Source organism: Sneathiella chinensis (assembly GCF_012720115.1).
Lineage (GTDB): Bacteria > Pseudomonadota > Alphaproteobacteria > Sneathiellales > Sneathiellaceae > Sneathiella > Sneathiella chinensis.
The window spans coordinates 105,887-119,976 of the sequence record NZ_VNWN01000002.1; the positions used below are offsets into that span (position 1 = coordinate 105,887).

General features: G+C 58.1%; 15 protein-coding genes. 4 read left to right on the forward strand and 11 right to left on the reverse strand.

Going from position 1 to position 14,090, the window contains the following annotated elements; genetic code table 11:
- Nucleotides 1–126: 126 nt before the first annotated feature.
- The 7 genes from ahcY to FQB27_RS00500 all read right to left on the reverse strand — a co-directional run bounded on the left by ahcY (nucleotide 127) and on the right by FQB27_RS00500 (nucleotide 6,373).
- The gene (gene ahcY, locus FQB27_RS00470; RefSeq protein ID WP_169558915.1) at nucleotides 127–1,422 is read right to left on the reverse strand and encodes an adenosylhomocysteinase; all 1,296 of its coding nucleotides are present in this window, start codon (nucleotides 1,420–1,422) and stop codon (nucleotides 127–129) included.
- 187 nt (nucleotides 1,423–1,609) lie between these two features.
- Complete coding sequence (locus tag FQB27_RS00475) at nucleotides 1,610–1,903, reverse strand: HPr family phosphocarrier protein (protein ID WP_169558916.1); 294 nt, start codon at nucleotides 1,901–1,903, stop codon at nucleotides 1,610–1,612.
- 40 nt (nucleotides 1,904–1,943) lie between these two features.
- A complete protein-coding gene (locus FQB27_RS00480; RefSeq protein ID WP_169558917.1) occupies nucleotides 1,944–2,345 on the reverse strand; it encodes a PTS sugar transporter subunit IIA in 402 nt (133 codons plus the stop codon).
- Nucleotides 2,346–2,461: 116 nt separating this feature from the next.
- Nucleotides 2,462–3,421 (reverse strand): RNase adapter RapZ, encoded by a 960-nt coding sequence (rapZ, locus tag FQB27_RS00485; RefSeq protein ID WP_169558918.1) that lies wholly within the window; start codon nucleotides 3,419–3,421, stop codon nucleotides 2,462–2,464.
- Nucleotides 3,411–3,896 (reverse strand): HPr kinase/phosphorylase, encoded by a 486-nt coding sequence (locus FQB27_RS00490; RefSeq protein WP_206374132.1) that lies wholly within the window; start codon nucleotides 3,894–3,896, stop codon nucleotides 3,411–3,413. Before FQB27_RS00490 ends, rapZ begins: the two co-directional genes overlap by 11 nt.
- A 45-nt stretch (nucleotides 3,897–3,941) precedes the next feature.
- Nucleotides 3,942–5,666, reverse strand: coding sequence for a sensor histidine kinase (locus tag FQB27_RS00495; RefSeq protein WP_169558919.1), 1,725 nt, complete (start codon nucleotides 5,664–5,666; stop codon nucleotides 3,942–3,944).
- An 8-nt stretch (nucleotides 5,667–5,674) separates the two neighbouring features.
- Nucleotides 5,675–6,373 (reverse strand): response regulator transcription factor, encoded by a 699-nt coding sequence (locus FQB27_RS00500; protein WP_169558920.1) that lies wholly within the window; start codon nucleotides 6,371–6,373, stop codon nucleotides 5,675–5,677.
- Nucleotides 6,374–6,598: 225 nt separating this feature from the next.
- Here FQB27_RS00500 and FQB27_RS00505 point away from each other — a divergent pair, with 225 nt between their 5' ends.
- Together FQB27_RS00505 and FQB27_RS00510 are read left to right on the forward strand one after the other, a co-directional pair.
- Nucleotides 6,599–7,543: a DMT family transporter gene (locus FQB27_RS00505; RefSeq protein WP_206374134.1), complete on the forward strand. Its 945-nt coding sequence runs from the start codon at nucleotides 6,599–6,601 to the stop codon at nucleotides 7,541–7,543.
- A 264-nt stretch (nucleotides 7,544–7,807) separates the two neighbouring features.
- A complete protein-coding gene (locus tag FQB27_RS00510) occupies nucleotides 7,808–9,412 on the forward strand; it encodes a phosphoenolpyruvate carboxykinase (RefSeq protein WP_169558921.1) in 1,605 nt (534 codons plus the stop codon).
- 79 nt (nucleotides 9,413–9,491) lie between these two features.
- On the opposite strand, the gene FQB27_RS00515 is transcribed toward FQB27_RS00510, so the two are convergent.
- Nucleotides 9,492–9,878: a hypothetical protein gene (locus FQB27_RS00515; RefSeq protein WP_169558922.1), complete on the reverse strand. Its 387-nt coding sequence runs from the start codon at nucleotides 9,876–9,878 to the stop codon at nucleotides 9,492–9,494.
- A gap of 240 nt (nucleotides 9,879–10,118) precedes the next feature.
- Nucleotides 10,119–10,502: a hypothetical protein gene (locus FQB27_RS00520; protein ID WP_169558923.1), complete on the reverse strand. Its 384-nt coding sequence runs from the start codon at nucleotides 10,500–10,502 to the stop codon at nucleotides 10,119–10,121.
- 117 nt (nucleotides 10,503–10,619) lie between these two features.
- On the opposite strand from FQB27_RS00520, the gene FQB27_RS00525 reads away from it, so the two are divergent.
- Both FQB27_RS00525 and FQB27_RS00530 read left to right on the forward strand, forming a co-directional pair.
- Entirely contained in the window at nucleotides 10,620–11,276 is a 657-nt protein-coding gene (locus FQB27_RS00525; RefSeq protein WP_169558924.1) for an HAD family hydrolase, read from the forward strand.
- 89 nt (nucleotides 11,277–11,365) lie between these two features.
- Nucleotides 11,366–12,304, forward strand: a complete 939-nt coding sequence (locus tag FQB27_RS00530; protein ID WP_169558925.1) for an AEC family transporter — start codon at nucleotides 11,366–11,368, stop codon at nucleotides 12,302–12,304.
- 23 nt (nucleotides 12,305–12,327) lie between these two features.
- Here the strand turns inward: FQB27_RS00530 and moeB are convergent, their stop codons facing one another.
- Nucleotides 12,328–13,113 (reverse strand): molybdopterin-synthase adenylyltransferase MoeB, encoded by a 786-nt coding sequence (gene moeB / locus FQB27_RS00535; RefSeq protein ID WP_169558926.1) that lies wholly within the window; start codon nucleotides 13,111–13,113, stop codon nucleotides 12,328–12,330.
- Nucleotides 13,114–13,115: 2 nt separating this feature from the next.
- On the reverse strand, nucleotides 13,116–14,069 hold the full coding sequence (gene cysK, locus FQB27_RS00540; RefSeq protein WP_206374136.1) for a cysteine synthase A: 954 nt from the start codon (nucleotides 14,067–14,069) through the stop codon (nucleotides 13,116–13,118).
- Nucleotides 14,070–14,090 lie beyond the last annotated feature (21 nt).

Below are 14,090 nucleotides of genomic sequence, written 5' to 3' on the forward strand. Positions count from 1 at the left end.
CGAAACCCGGTTTCGGGCCAAAAGGGAAACCGCCTGCCCCCTCTAAAACAGAAAAGGGCCGGCAATTTCTTGCCAGCCCTTCTGAATTCTCTCCAGACCCGCCCCTGAAGGCCGGCCTGACCGCCCTTAGTAGCGGTAATGCTCAGGCTTGAACGGCCCCTGCTTCGGAACATTGATATATTCGGACTGCTTGTCGGTGAGCTGGGTCAGCTTGACGCCCAGTTTTTCCAGATGCAGGCTGGCGACCTTCTCGTCCAGATGCTTGGGCAGGACGTAAACGTCGTTGCCATACTGCTCGGCCCGTTCCCAAAGCTCGATCTGAGCCAGAACCTGGTTGGTGAAGGAGGCGCTCATGACAAAGCTCGGGTGACCCGTGGCACAGCCGAGGTTGACCAGACGGCCTTCGGCCAGAACGATGATCCGCTTGCCATCCGGGAACTCAACTTCGTCCACCTGCGGCTTGACGTTGTGCCATGTCAGGTTGCGAAGGGCGTTGATCTGGATTTCAGAGTCGAAATGCCCGATGTTGGAGACAATGGCCCGGTCCTTCATGGCCCGCATGTGGTCGATGGTGATCACGTCTACGTTGCCGGTGGTGGTGACGAACACATCACCCTGCGGCGCGGCGTCTTCCATGGTGACAACCTCATAGCCTTCCATGGCGGCCTGCAGGGCACAGATCGGGTCAATTTCCGTGACCAGAACACGGGCACCCTGACCGCGCAGGGACGCAGCAGACCCCTTGCCAACGTCACCGTAACCGGCAACAACGGCAACCTTACCGGCCAGCATCACGTCGGTGGCCCGCTTGATGCCGTCCACAAGGCTTTCCCGACACCCATACAGGTTGTCGAACTTGGACTTGGTCACGCTGTCATTGACGTTGATGGCAGGCACCTTGAGGGTTCCGGCCTTGGCCATTTCATAGAGGCGGTGAACACCGGTCGTGGTTTCCTCGGACAGGCCTTTGACGTCCTTCAGGAATTCCGGATACTTGTCGTGCATGATCTGGGTCAGGTCGCCGCCATCATCCAGAATGAGGTTCGGACGCCAGCCATTCGGCCCTTCGATGGTCTGCTCGATGCACCACCAGAATTCTTCCTCGTTCATGCCTTTCCAGGCGAAAACCGGGATATCTGCGGCGGCCATGGCTGCGGCGGCCTGATCCTGTGTGGAAAAGATGTTACAGGAAGACCAGCGGACTTCCGCGCCAAGGGCTGTCAGGGTCTCGATCAGGACCGCAGTCTGGATTGTCATGTGCAGGCAACCGGCAATCCGGGCACCGGCCAAAGGCTTGGCAGCACCGAATTCTTCGCGCAGTGCCATCAGGCCCGGCATCTCGGTTTCGGCAATGGCAATTTCCTTGCGGCCCCAGTCAGCAAGGGAAATATCCGCGACTTTGAAGTCTTCAACAGTGGTCATTGGACACTCTTTTCCGTTCGTAAGGGTTGATTCCGGTTCTCGGTCAGGACAACGGGCGGTCCCGCTGACACAAATTTGACGGCCTGTATAGCAAGGCCCTGTCAAATTATCAACGACAATATAAAGACATCTTTATATCTTAATCAATTGAAGAATCCAACGAGGATCGCCGACCCCTGAACCGGTCTCAGGCCGGATCGTCCAGATCTTCGCCAAACTTGCCCTCGACCAGCGTTTCCAGCGCGTCAACAACCTGTTCGGACTGAACCCCCGATGCGGCGATCTGGATGGACGTTCCCAGCGACGCTGCCAGCATCATCAACCCCATGATGGACGTGCCCGACACTGCATTGTCATCCTTGGTGACAATCACCTCGGCATCATAGGCTTCGACGCATTTCACGAATTTCGCCGCCGCCCGCGCATGCAGGCCCCGCTTGTTCCGGATTGTCAGATTTTTCTGAAGGGGATGTATTGTCATACTGCGTGCCGTATCCTGTCTGTGCTGTCCCGATCAGGGATCAGGACTTGTCCGACAACAGGTGGGACGCAACATTGATATATTTCCGGCCGGATTCCTGGGCTGCGGAAACGGCCTGCTGCATCCCCTCATCCCGCATGCTGGCCAGCTTGATCAGCATGGGCAGGTTGATGCCTGCAATGACCTCCACATTGGCCTTTTCCATGATGGAGATGGCCAGATTGGACGGGGTACCGCCAAACATGTCCGTCAGCAGGATCACGCCGGAACCGGTCTCCACCTCATCCACCGCATTGAGAATATCCTGACGGCGCTGCTCCATGTCATCATCGGGACCGATCGAGATTGCCCGAACCTGTTCCTGCGGGCCGACAACATGCTCTGTTGCCGCGACAAATTCCTCTGCCAACCGGCCATGTGTTACCAGTACCATACCAATCATATCGGACGCCTCATCAGTGACATGAACAGGTCAACCTTCATCCGGGGACATCCATCTGCCCCCACACAACCGGTTGTCCAAACAACCCCGGAACCCCTCTTCTCGAACCATCATATTCAGGGCGTCCCGGCGGACTTGTCATTGTCTGCCGGGACAGGATTATCAACATCCCGGTGAACAAGACGGGTAAAATAGCCGGTTCTTTTCATTTGGTCATGTATATTTTCAGCGACACAGACAGAACGGTGTCGCCCGCCCGTGCAACCAATGGCCACTGTCAGATAGGATTTACCCTCTGCCAGATAGCGGGGCAGCAGCAAAAGCAGCATGTCCTCAAGCTGCCGGACAAAGGCATCATAGGCCGGATCGGCCTTCACAAAACGGGCCACCCCCGCATCCTGACCGGTCAGGGGTCGCAGGGCGTCGTCATAATGGGGATTGCGCAGAAACCGCACATCAAAGACAAGGTCCGCCTCTCGCGGCACCCCCTTCTTGAAGGAAAAGGACGTGATGGTGGTGGTCATGGCCGGATGATCGGCCAGACTGAACCGGTCGATCAAAAGACTACGCAATTCCGGCAGGGACAGAAGGCTGGTATCCACCAGAATATCGGCATATTCCTTGAGACCGGACAGAAGCTGTTGCTCGGCCCGGATGCCGTCGGCAAGCGGCCGGTCATTGGCAAGCGGATGCCGCCGCCGGGTTTCCGTGAAGCGGCGCATGAGAACCGCTTCATCACAATCCAGATACAACAGGCTGATCCGGCTTTCGGTGTTGTTCCGCATTTCCTCCATCAGGGCGATCAGTTCCTTGGCGGAAAAGCCCCGCGTCCGAAGATCAACTCCGACCGCCACATTCTGCCGGCCCTCGCCGTCAAACTCGGTCAACAGACGCGGTAACAGGGACAGCGGGATATTGTCGGCCACCTCCCAGCCCAGATCCTCAAACTGTTTCAGGGTCGAGGTGCTGCCCGCGCCGGACAACCCGCTCACCACAACCATTTCATTGCGAGGCACGTCTTGCGGGGGCTCCGTGCCGGAGGGGGAATTCTTTTTGGACATATGCTCAACTGTCATCGCTACCATCCATACTCTGCCAGTCCTGTGTCAGAAGGAAACGAATTCGCGCCGGTGTTGACGGGGCCTGCCCGTCCATTTCCACAAGGGGAACCGGAATATCATCAATATGAAGGCGGGCCCGCTGCTCGGGGAGACGCTCGATCATGGACTTGTCGGCCAGATTGACCGCAAAGGCAACCGGAATATCGCTCACATGGGGAACCTGCACCAGACCGATTCCGCGAATTTCCATCAGGCCCGCAATTTTCGCCGGTGGGCGGGCCAGAACCTGTCCGTCCTTGCCATGCAGTTCCACATAATCATCGGCAATCAGGGTGGCGCCCCCGTCCAGCAATTGCAGGGCAATGTCGGACTTTCCGGCACCGGACGGCCCGCGCAGCAGGATGGCCCTGCCCTCAATCGCCACAGCCGTTGCATGAAGAATAATCATGCCGATACCCTGCCGGTCCTGAACCGTCCTGTCAATCAGCATCCCGGCCGAGAGACCGGTTCTCCTTTCCCTATTGATATAGGGCCGTTACTTCCACATCCGCATGGTGAATTTGGCGCCAATGATCCCGCCGTCCGGGCTCATTCTGTTGGACGCGGACAGGGTGCCGCCATGGGCATCCACAATCAGCCGTGAGATACTGAGACCCAGCCCGGAATGGCGTCCAAAGCCTTCGGATTGGGGCCGTTCCGTATAAAACCGGTTGAAGATGGCCTCCAGCTTGTTTTCCGGGATACCCGGTCCCTGGTCTTCCACATCCACCTGCACCCAGTTGCCATCGCCATTGCCCTCATGCTCGGTCAGGCGAACCTGAACGGTGCCCCCTTGCGGCGAGAAGGAAAGGGCGTTGTCGATCAGGTTTCTGAGAACCTGTCCAAGACGGCCCGGTGCCCCCTGAACAACAATTTCGTTATGGGTGGTCTCGAAACTGACCGTCACGCCATTGTTGTTGCCGTTGCGATACATATCGACCACACCGTCAATCAGCTTGACCATTTCCACGGGCTCGCCCTCGGTCCGGGACAATTCCGCATCCAGACGGCTGGCCGCAGAAATATCCGTGATCAACCGGTCCAGCCGCTTCACGTCACTGGAAATCACCGCCTCCAGCTTTTTGCGGGTTTCCTCATCCTTGACCCGCTCGAAGGTATCGATTGCCGTCCCGAGGGAGGTCAGCGGGTTTTTCAGTTCATGGGCCACATCGGCGGCAAAGGCCTCGACCGCGTCCATCCGGTCGTACAAGGCCGCCGTCATTTTCCGAAACGAGACGGACAGATCGCCGATTTCATCCCGGCGCCGCGAAAAGTCGGGCAGGTCCACCCGCCGCCCAAGACCCAGCCGAACCTTGTCGGCCGCTTCGGACAGGCGGTGAATGGGGGTGGCAATGGTGCGCGCCAGATACAGCGACAAAAGCAGCGTGATCATGACGGTTACCGTAAACACGATCAGGGTGGTTACCTGCGCCGCCTTCACCGCATCATCGATGGCCTGACCGCTTTCCACCAGCATCAGGCCGCCCAGAATATGCTTGAAGCCCTGAACCGGCACCGCCACGGTCAGCATCAGGGTCCCGTCTCGCGTCTGCCGGATGACCGACCCGATCTCACCGCGCAGGGCTCCTTCAACCTCATAAAATTCCTTGGCGGACACGGCACTGTTGCCGGGATACAGGGGATAATCGCGGGTATCGGGGATCAGGCTGGCGATAAAGTCATAGAAATCGCCGAGAATTTTTTCCACACCCCGGGTCTCATCCGGTGGAGGCAGGTCCTCAAAAATGATTTCCCGGCCCGCCGAGATCAGAAGCCGGCTGTCGGCAATCAGACGGCCATCCCGGTTATACAAACGCGCCGGGGTCTTGGTCACCACGGCCAGTCGCCGTAGAACCTGCCGGATGGTTCGGGTTTCAAGAGTCAGGTGGCCGATCTGGCCGGTCAGGGAAACCTCGCGCAGGGCGCTTTCCCCCAGCGCCTCGGCAATCATGCGGCCATTGGTGGTCAGGGCCTGCACTCGCGCCTCGATCAGGCCGGTGCGGAACTGGTCCAGATACAGGATACCCCCGGCCAGAAACACCAGTGAAAAAAGATTGAGGGCCAGAATACGCCGGCTCAGGGAGGAGAACGGCTCCCAGCGTCGGGATTTGGGCTTCTCCCCGCCATCCCGCAACTTCCGTCGTGTCTTTTTAACCGCCGGCTTGTCCCGGCTCAGGTCCTGAGCCTTCCCCGACTGCTCAGGGTCCCCGTTCTGCGTCATCTCTGCCCTTATTTATCCTTGAAACGATATCCGACACCATACAGCGTTTCGATAGCAGAAAATTCAGGATCCACGGCCTTCAGTTTCTTGCGAAGCCGCTTGATATGACTGTCGATCGTCCGGTCATCCACATAGATGTTGTCATCATAGGCCGCATCCATCAACTGGTCACGGCTTTTTACATGGCCGGGTCGATTTGCAAGGGCGTGCAGCAGCATGAATTCGGTCACGGTCAGGGTCACTTCCTGCTCGTCCCAGAAACAGGCGTGACGCACACTGTCCAGTTTCAGCTTGCCGCGCACCAGCACTTCCTCGTCCTGTTCCTCGACACCGTTGGTGCGGGCACTGTTGCGGCGCAGGACAGTCCTGATCCGTTCCACCAGAAGACGCTGCGAGAAAGGTTTGCGGATATAGTCATCCGCCCCCATCTTGAGTCCGAGAAACTCGTCAATCTCGTCATCCTTGGAGGTCAGGAAGATCACCGGCAGGTTGGACTGGCGCCGCAACCGGTTGAGAAGTTCCATCCCATCCATGCGCGGCATCTTGATATCCAGTACCGCCAGATCCGGCGGATTGTCGATCAGTTCCTTGAGGGCCACTTCCCCATCGGAATACTTGGTCACGGTGAACCCTTCGGACTCCAGAAGAATGGAAACCGTCGTCAGGATATTCAGGTCGTCATCGACCAACGCTACTTTTGTTGCCACCAGTTGCCCCTTTCAGCCCACACCTGTATTCTACGAACTTTCCGGTTTAATTACCATCTTGCATTTGTCCGAAATATGGCGGGAAGGTGACATATACAAGGTTTCACAAGTCGTTCCGCCCGAAAATCACAAATAAAGGCTTTCCTGAAAACCGGCTTTCCGGTCAAATCACCCTGATCCGGACCTGTCAGGCCCACCAGAACAACCATAACAACCGAGGCCCCCGTGACTTCCTCCCTCACCCAGAACCGCCCCGTTCACCTGCCGACCGAACTGATGTTCCTGTGTCTGCTGGCCCTGCTGTGGGGCTCGTCCTTCATGCTCATGAAGATCAGCCTTCAAGAAATTCCGCCGGTCACCCTGATCGCCATCCGGGTCAGCATCGCCACCCTGTTCCTGTTTGCCATCGCATCCTATCAGCGCCTGTCCCTGCCGCCCCGCGGCAAGATCTGGGGCGCCCTCTATATTCAGGGGTTTCTCAACAGTTTCGGGGCGTGGTTTCTGCTGGCCTGGGGACAACAGTTCGTGGATACCGGTCTGGCGGGCGTGCTCAATTCCACCTCACCCATCTTTGTCTGCCTGATCACCCTGCTGTTCATGCGGCAGGTACGGCTGGGCGGCCGGAAAATCGCCGGGGCCTTTCTCGGGCTTGCCGGGGTGGTGCTGATCATCGGCCTTGACGCCCTGGCCGGACTGGGGGAGCAGGTTCTGGCCCAGATCGCCATCCTGTCCGCTGCGGTGCTGTACGGCGCGGCAGCCCTTTATGGCCAGCGCTTCATCCATCTTTCCCCCACCATGACCGCGGCCATCACCTCTCTTTGGGGGCTGGTCACGCTGGTCCCGTTGTCCCTTGTCATCGACCGACCGTGGACACTGGAGTACACCGCCCTGCCGGTCCTCAGCGCCGTCTGCCTTGGTGTTCTCAATACGGGGGTCGCCATGCTGGTCTATTACCGGCTGATCCGAACCCTTGGCCCGGTCGGCGTGGCCAGTCAGGCCTATCTTCGGGCAGGCGTCAGCGTCATTCTGGGGGTTACCCTGCTTGGGGAAACCCTGACCCTTGTCATCGGCACCGGGTTGATGATTGCTGTCTTCGGGGTTGTGCTGATCAACCTGCCGGACCGGCGCAAGGACCGCCGCCCCCCTCCCGCGTCAGAGTCACCCGAATAAGTATCATAAATATGATCGCGGAACGGGATCGGGGGTTCTTCGCCTCACGGCCCGCTCCGCAACACATTAGAATAAAATTACGAATTCTATTTTCGGTATATTACAATACAAAGACAAGCCGAAACCAACCCGAAAAAACCCTTAAAAAAGTGCCGTTTTTTGCCCCTTTCAGGCCCTCCTGTGTTGCACCGGGATAGGGCGCACCCTATCCTTGACCCATAAACCAGAAACAACACAAAACATCATAATTTTCGGAGAGTCACTGTGGAAGAAATAGGACCTCACAAGAGTTCTTATGGGCTGGACAACCAGGGGTTGGAGCAGGTCGGAAAAGTATACTGGAACATGCCTGCCTCGGCCTTGTATGAACAAGCCATCCAGCGGGGCGAAGCCAACCTGTCGGAGCATGGCGCCCTTGTCGCCCTGACAGGCCAGCATACGGGCCGTTCCGCCAACGACAAATTCATTGTTCAGGAACCGTCCAGTCAGGACAATATCTGGTGGGGAAAGGTCAACAAGCCGCTGGAGCAGGCTCATTTTGAAGGCCTCCACAAGAAAATGATCGACCATCTGAAGGGTCGGGATGTTTTTGTTCAGGATTGTTATGCCGGGGCGGATTCCGGCACCCGCCTGCCGGTGCGCATCATCACGGAATGCGCCTGGCACAACCTGTTCGCCCGCAACATGTTCATCCAGCCCGATGACAGCGAACTGGACACGTTCGAGCCGGAATTCACGGTGCTTCAGGTCCCCTCCTATCAGGCCGACCCGGCCGTGGACGGCACCCGCTCCGAGGTGTTTGTTCTTGCGGACTTCTCCAAGAAACTGGTCATCATCGGCGGCACATCCTATGCCGGGGAAATCAAGAAGTCTGTCTTCTCGATCCTCAACTACCTGCTGCCTGAAAAGAGCATCCTGCCCATGCACTGTTCGGTCAATGTGAGCGAGGCCGGGGACAGCGCCATCTTCTTCGGGCTGTCCGGCACGGGGAAAACCACCCTGTCCGCCGATGCCAGCCGGATGCTGATCGGCGATGACGAGCATGGCTGGTCCGATGATGGTGTGTTCAACTTCGAGGGCGGCTGCTACGCCAAGGTGATCCGCCTGTCCCGCGAGGCAGAGCCGGAAATCTATGCCACCACGGAACGCTTCGGCACCGTGCTGGAAAATGTGGTCATGGATCACAAGGGACGGCTGGATCTGGATGACAACCGGCATACGGAAAATACCCGCGCCTCCTACCCGATCCATTTCATCCCCAATGCCAGCGATACCGGCATTGCCGGCAACCCGAAAAACGTCATCATGCTGACCGCCGATGCGTTCGGGGTGCTTCCTCCCATCTCGAAACTGACCCCGGAACAGGCCATGTATCACTTCCTGTCCGGCTATACCGCCAAGCTGGCCGGTACGGAAAAGGGTCTTGGCAACGAACCGCAGGCAACCTTCTCGACCTGTTTCGGCGCCCCGTTCATGCCGCGCCACCCATCCGTTTACGCCAAGCTGCTGGGGGACAAGATCGCCCGCCACGGCGTCAATTGCTGGCTGGTCAACACCGGCTGGACCGGCGGCGTGTATGGCACCGGCCATCGCATGCCGATCGCCCATACCCGGGCGCTTCTCAATGCCGCCCTGGACGGGTCACTGGCCACTGTGGAGACGGAAAAGGATCCGTTCTTCGGCCTTGCCATCCCGAAATCCTGCGACGGGGTTCCAACCGATATCCTGAACCCGCGCAATACATGGGCGGACAAGGACGCCTATGACGCCAAGGCAAAGGATCTGGTGAACCGCTTTATCGAAAATTTCGAGCAGTTCACCGATTATGTGGATGACGAAGTGATCAACTCCGCCCCGAAACGGGCCTGATCCGCCAACCTGACAAAAAAGGCCGCCTCTTGCCGGGGCGGCCTTTTTTAATGGATCATGATCCTGTGGGCGGGCCGGATCAGCTTGCCGGCTTCTTGTTCTCGTTCCATGCATCCCGCATGGCCTTGCATTCCGCCGACATGGTATTGGCCCGGCGTTCTTCCTTGATGTCCGAGCAGGACTTGCTGGCAACCTCGTTCAGGCAGGTTATCATATCCGCCGTCAGGTCCAGCGGCACCAGAACCTTTTCAAATTCGGCGCTGTGGGCCTCACACAAATCGAAGACCGTATCATACAGCAACCCCTGCTGGTCAGAGCTCAGGCTCTGGTAATTCGGACGTTCCTCCAGACTGCATTGCGCCGTCTTCTTACAGTATAGTTCCCTGGCGTCCGTCAAGTCGTCCGCCGCAACCGGTGTGACCAGACAGGCCACCCCCAGCATTCCCATCAGAAAAGCGTTTCTCATTGCACCCTCAAGTTGTTTTATCTTTATTCTATTTACCCTTATAGACCCACCCTGTCCAGAATGTTGCCTCCTGCGGGTTTTCCGCCCAAAGCGGCCTGCCACCGGAAAAAAGAGGGTATGAAGCACACCACGCCGCACCGAAGAGGCTTGCAGGACAGATCTTCTGACCGGGCACAAGAAAGGCCGCCTCTTGCCGGGGCGGCCTTTCTCAATGGGTTGTGATCCTGTGGGCGGGCCGAATTACTTTGCCGCTTTCTTATGCATCTCCCATGCTTTTTGGATGGCCTGACATTCAGGCGACAGCGTATCGAAGTCTTGATTCTTATGAATTTCAGAACAGGACATGTTGGCAGTACTGCCCAGGCAGACCAGTGTATTCAGTGACTGACCCAGCGGAATCACGGTCGCTGTAAACTCGCCGCTATCCTGATAGCAGCGATCGAATTTTTCCGCAGTCAACAGATCCCGACCTTCGGCAGACAGGTTCTTGTACCACCGCGTCTCCAATTGACATTGAACCACCTTGTTGCAAAATTTCTCCCGGACGCCCTTCAGGTCTTCCGCAGCAGCCGGTGCGATCAGGCAGGTCACCCCCAGCATACCGATCAGAAACGCGTTTTTCATTGCACCCCCAAGTTGCTTTGTTTTCAAAAGATTTACCGTTATCACCCTACCCTGTCCAGAATGTTGCATCCCGCAACCAAATATCCCAAAGTGGCCTGTCATTGTAACAAGGAGGATATGACAGTGCGGGATGCCGTGATTTTCGATATGGACGGATTGCTTCTGGAAACGGAGAAAATCGCCTTGAAAACGTTCCGGGCCACCTGCAGCCTGTTCGACATCCGCTTTAACCAGACCCTCTATGATACCTGCCTTGGCCGCAACCTTCAGGACACCGAAGGCATCCTGACCCGAAATATTCCGGCCTTTCCGGGGTCCGCCTTCATGACCGCCTGGAAGGACGCCTATCACGAGGAGGCCGTGGTCAAGCCGGTTCCCCTGAAACCGGGGGTGCGCCGCCTTCTCTCTCACCTGCAGGACAGCGGCATTCCCTGTGCGGTGGCGACCTCGTCGGGCCAGAGGGTAGCCCTCCGCAAGCTGGATAATGCGGGCATCATCGATCAGTTCCGCTTTGTGGTGTCCGGGGATCAGGTCACCAGAAGCAAGCCGGACCCGGAAATCTACCTGACCGCCGCCCGGCGCATCGGGACAGCCCCGGAACACTGTCTGGCGCTTGAGGATTCTGACAACGGGGTCCGGGCCGCCCATGCCGCCAACATGTTGGTCTTTCAAATTCCCGATCTGGTCGCGCCCTCCGCCGATGTGCGGCAACTGGGCCATCAGGTCCTGCCCTCCCTGATACAGGTCTATAGCCTGTTCAAAAATCCCGCCTGACCCTGTTTTTTGGGGATGCTCCCGCCTCGTTCTCCTGTTAGGCTGGACAAAATCCCGTTGCGGCCCCGCAAAAACCGGAAAATAACAATATGTGGACCATCTCTCTTTCCATCCTGCCGATCTTTCTGCTGCTTATTTTCGGATATGTGCTGCGGCGCAACCATTTCCCCGGCGAACAGTTCTGGCCGCTGGCAGACCGGCTGTCCTATTGGGTGCTGTTCCCGGCCCTGCTGTTTTACCGGACCACCACCGCCCCGCTGACCGGCGAGGTGGTGGGAACCTATGCCCTTGCCCTGATGGGGGCCTTGGCCACCTGTGCCGTCATCGCGGTTATCGCCACCCGTCTGTTCAAAATCTCTCCGCAAGTGGGCGGGTCCCTGTTTCAGGGGGCAACCCGGCACAATACCTTTATCGCCTTTGCCGCCGCGGAAAGCCTGTTCGGCGCCGATGGCCTGTTGCTGGCCGCCGTTGCGACCTCCATTCTGGTGCCGCCGACCAACCTGTTCTGCGTTTCCGCCCTCGTCACCTATCAGGGGCGGAACGGAACCGTATCCCTGAAACGGAAACTGGTGCAGGAACTGGCGCGCAATCCACTTTTGCTGGCCATTGGGCTTGGGGTTGCCCTGAACCTGAGCGGTATCGGGCCGGTCCCAATCCTTCATGAAATGGTGGGCATTCTGGCACAGGCGGCCCTGCCGGTGGCCCTGCTGTGTGTGGGGGCGGGCCTGCATATCCGGGCCATCCGGGCGGAAACCTGGTCCCTGATCATCTCGTCCCTGTGCAAGCTGGTGGTTTTTCCCGCCATCATGGTCGGCACCATCCTGCTGACCGGGCTGGATGGCATGGCCGCCGTGGTTCTGGTGATTTATGGCGCCACCCCGACGGCCAGTTCAGGATACGCCCTTGCCAAACAGCTTGGCAGTGATGCCGAGGTTATGGCCGCCATCATCACGATCCAGACCCTGCTGTCCATGATCACCCTGCCCCTGTCCATCGCGGTGGCGTCCGCCTATTTCCTTGGCGGATAGCCCCGGAAAACAGGGGTCGAAACTTATTCTGAAAGGCCTGTGATGGTCGGTGTGTCCCCGCACAGGGAACAGCCCGGATCGCGCCGGACCTTCACTTTTCGGAAATTCGTCGCCAGCGCATCATAGATCAGCAAGCTGCCGGACATGCTGTCCCCGATCCCCAGCAATTCCTTCAGGACCTCGATCCCCTGAAGCGATCCCATGGCCCCGGCCAAGGCACCCAGAATACCGGCCTCGCCGCAGGTTTGCGCCACATCCGGCGGCGGCGGGGCAGGGAAAATACAGCGGTAACAGGGATGCTCCGGCCCCTGATGGGCCTTATAGGTGGAAAGCTGTCCTTCAAATTGCAACATGGCCGCCGAGACCAGCGTCTTTTTCAGGAAGAAACAGGCATCATTGATCAGGAAGCGGGTGGAAAAATTGTCAGACCCGTCGGCAATCAGGTCATAATCGCCGAATATCCGTTCCACATTGTCCGCAGTCAGTCGTTCCGCATACGGAACAACAGTAACATCCGGGTTGATCCGCGCCACTGCATCGCGGGCGCTGTCCACCTTCAGGCGGTCAATATCGCGGGTTCCGTGGGCAATTTGCCGCTGCAGGTTGGAAAGATCGACCACGTCGTCATCGACCACGCCGATGGTCCCGACCCCTGCGGCAGCCAGATACAGAACCAGAGGGGAGCCAAGCCCCCCGGCACCGACGACCAGCACTTTGGATTGCAACAGCTTCTTCTGTCCGATACCGCCCACCTCGCGAAGGACAATATGACGGGCATAGCGGTCAAGCTGATCGTCGGTCAGGTTCATTGTCAGATCCCGTCAAACAGGGCGGTGGTCAGGTAACGTTCCGCGAAGGACGGAATGATCACAACCACGGTTTTCCCGGCCATGTCGTCCCGCTGGGCCACTTCAAGGGCGGCGGCAATGGCGGCACCGGATGAAATCCCGACGGGGATCCCTTCCTCGCGGGCCACGGCGCGGGCGGTCTCGAACGCGGTTTCGTTGCCGATGGTCAGGACCTCGTCAATCAGGCTTTCATCCAGATTCTTGGGCTTGAAGCCGGCGCCAATACCCTGAATTTTATGGGGGCCCGGCTGACCACCGCTCAGGACCGGGCTGTCTTCCGGTTCAACCGCGATGATGCGGACATCCTTGTTCTTGCCTTTCAGGATGGTGCCCACACCGGTCAGCGTTCCGCCGGTCCCGACGCCCATGACCACGGCGTCCACCTTGCCGTCCGTATCATCCCAGATCTCGTCAGCGGTGGTGACTTTGTGCACGGCCGGGTTGGCCGGGTTTTCAAACTGCTGCGGGATAATGGCATCGCCATATTCCGCAACCATTTCGTTGGCCCGCGCAATGGCGCCGTTCATGCCCTTGGCGGCTTCTGTCAGTTCCAGGTTCGCGCCCAGAAGTTTCAGCATCTTGCGCCGTTCAATGGACATGCTTTCCGGCATCACCAGTGTCAGGTCGTATCCCTTGGCGGCACAGACAAACGCCAGGCCAATCCCCGTATTGCCGGAAGTGGGCTCGATGATCTTGGTGTTGGCATTGATCTTTCCGGCCTCTTCCAGCGCCTCGATCATGGCCACGGCAATGCGGTCCTTGACCGATGCCAGCGGGTTGAAAAATTCAAGTTTCAGCAGGATGTCCGCCTTGGCACCCTTGTTCTTGCCATACCGTTGCATGCGCACCAACGGGGTTGCCCCGATGGTGTCAACAATGCTGTCAAATACTTTGCCGCGTGGCTCATTCTTGTTCATGATCATATCCATTATTCAGAA

What these genes read in the sequence shown, in the direction of transcription:
- ahcY (WP_169558915.1), bottom strand. Translation starts at nt 1,422, where the DNA reads ATGACCACTGTTGAAGACTTCAAAGTCGCGGATATTTCCCTTGCTGAC.
- FQB27_RS00475 (WP_169558916.1), bottom strand. Translation starts at nt 1,903, where the DNA reads ATGACAATACATCCCCTTCAGAAAAATCTGACAATCCGGAACAAGCGG.
- FQB27_RS00480 (WP_169558917.1), bottom strand. Translation starts at nt 2,345, where the DNA reads ATGATTGGTATGGTACTGGTAACACATGGCCGGTTGGCAGAGGAATTT.
- rapZ (WP_169558918.1), bottom strand. Translation starts at nt 3,421, where the DNA reads ATGACAGTTGAGCATATGTCCAAAAAGAATTCCCCCTCCGGCACGGAG.
- FQB27_RS00490 (WP_206374132.1), bottom strand. Translation starts at nt 3,896, where the DNA reads ATGCTGATTGACAGGACGGTTCAGGACCGGCAGGGTATCGGCATGATT.
- FQB27_RS00495 (WP_169558919.1), bottom strand. Translation starts at nt 5,666, where the DNA reads ATGACGCAGAACGGGGACCCTGAGCAGTCGGGGAAGGCTCAGGACCTG.
- FQB27_RS00515 (WP_169558922.1), bottom strand. Translation starts at nt 9,878, where the DNA reads ATGAGAAACGCTTTTCTGATGGGAATGCTGGGGGTGGCCTGTCTGGTC.
- FQB27_RS00520 (WP_169558923.1), bottom strand. Translation starts at nt 10,502, where the DNA reads ATGAAAAACGCGTTTCTGATCGGTATGCTGGGGGTGACCTGCCTGATC.
- FQB27_RS00525 (WP_169558924.1), top strand. Translation starts at nt 10,620, where the DNA reads ATGACAGTGCGGGATGCCGTGATTTTCGATATGGACGGATTGCTTCTG.
- FQB27_RS00530 (WP_169558925.1), top strand. Translation starts at nt 11,366, where the DNA reads ATGTGGACCATCTCTCTTTCCATCCTGCCGATCTTTCTGCTGCTTATT.
- moeB (WP_169558926.1), bottom strand. Translation starts at nt 13,113, where the DNA reads ATGAACCTGACCGACGATCAGCTTGACCGCTATGCCCGTCATATTGTC.
- cysK (WP_206374136.1), bottom strand. Translation starts at nt 14,069, where the DNA reads ATGAACAAGAATGAGCCACGCGGCAAAGTATTTGACAGCATTGTTGAC.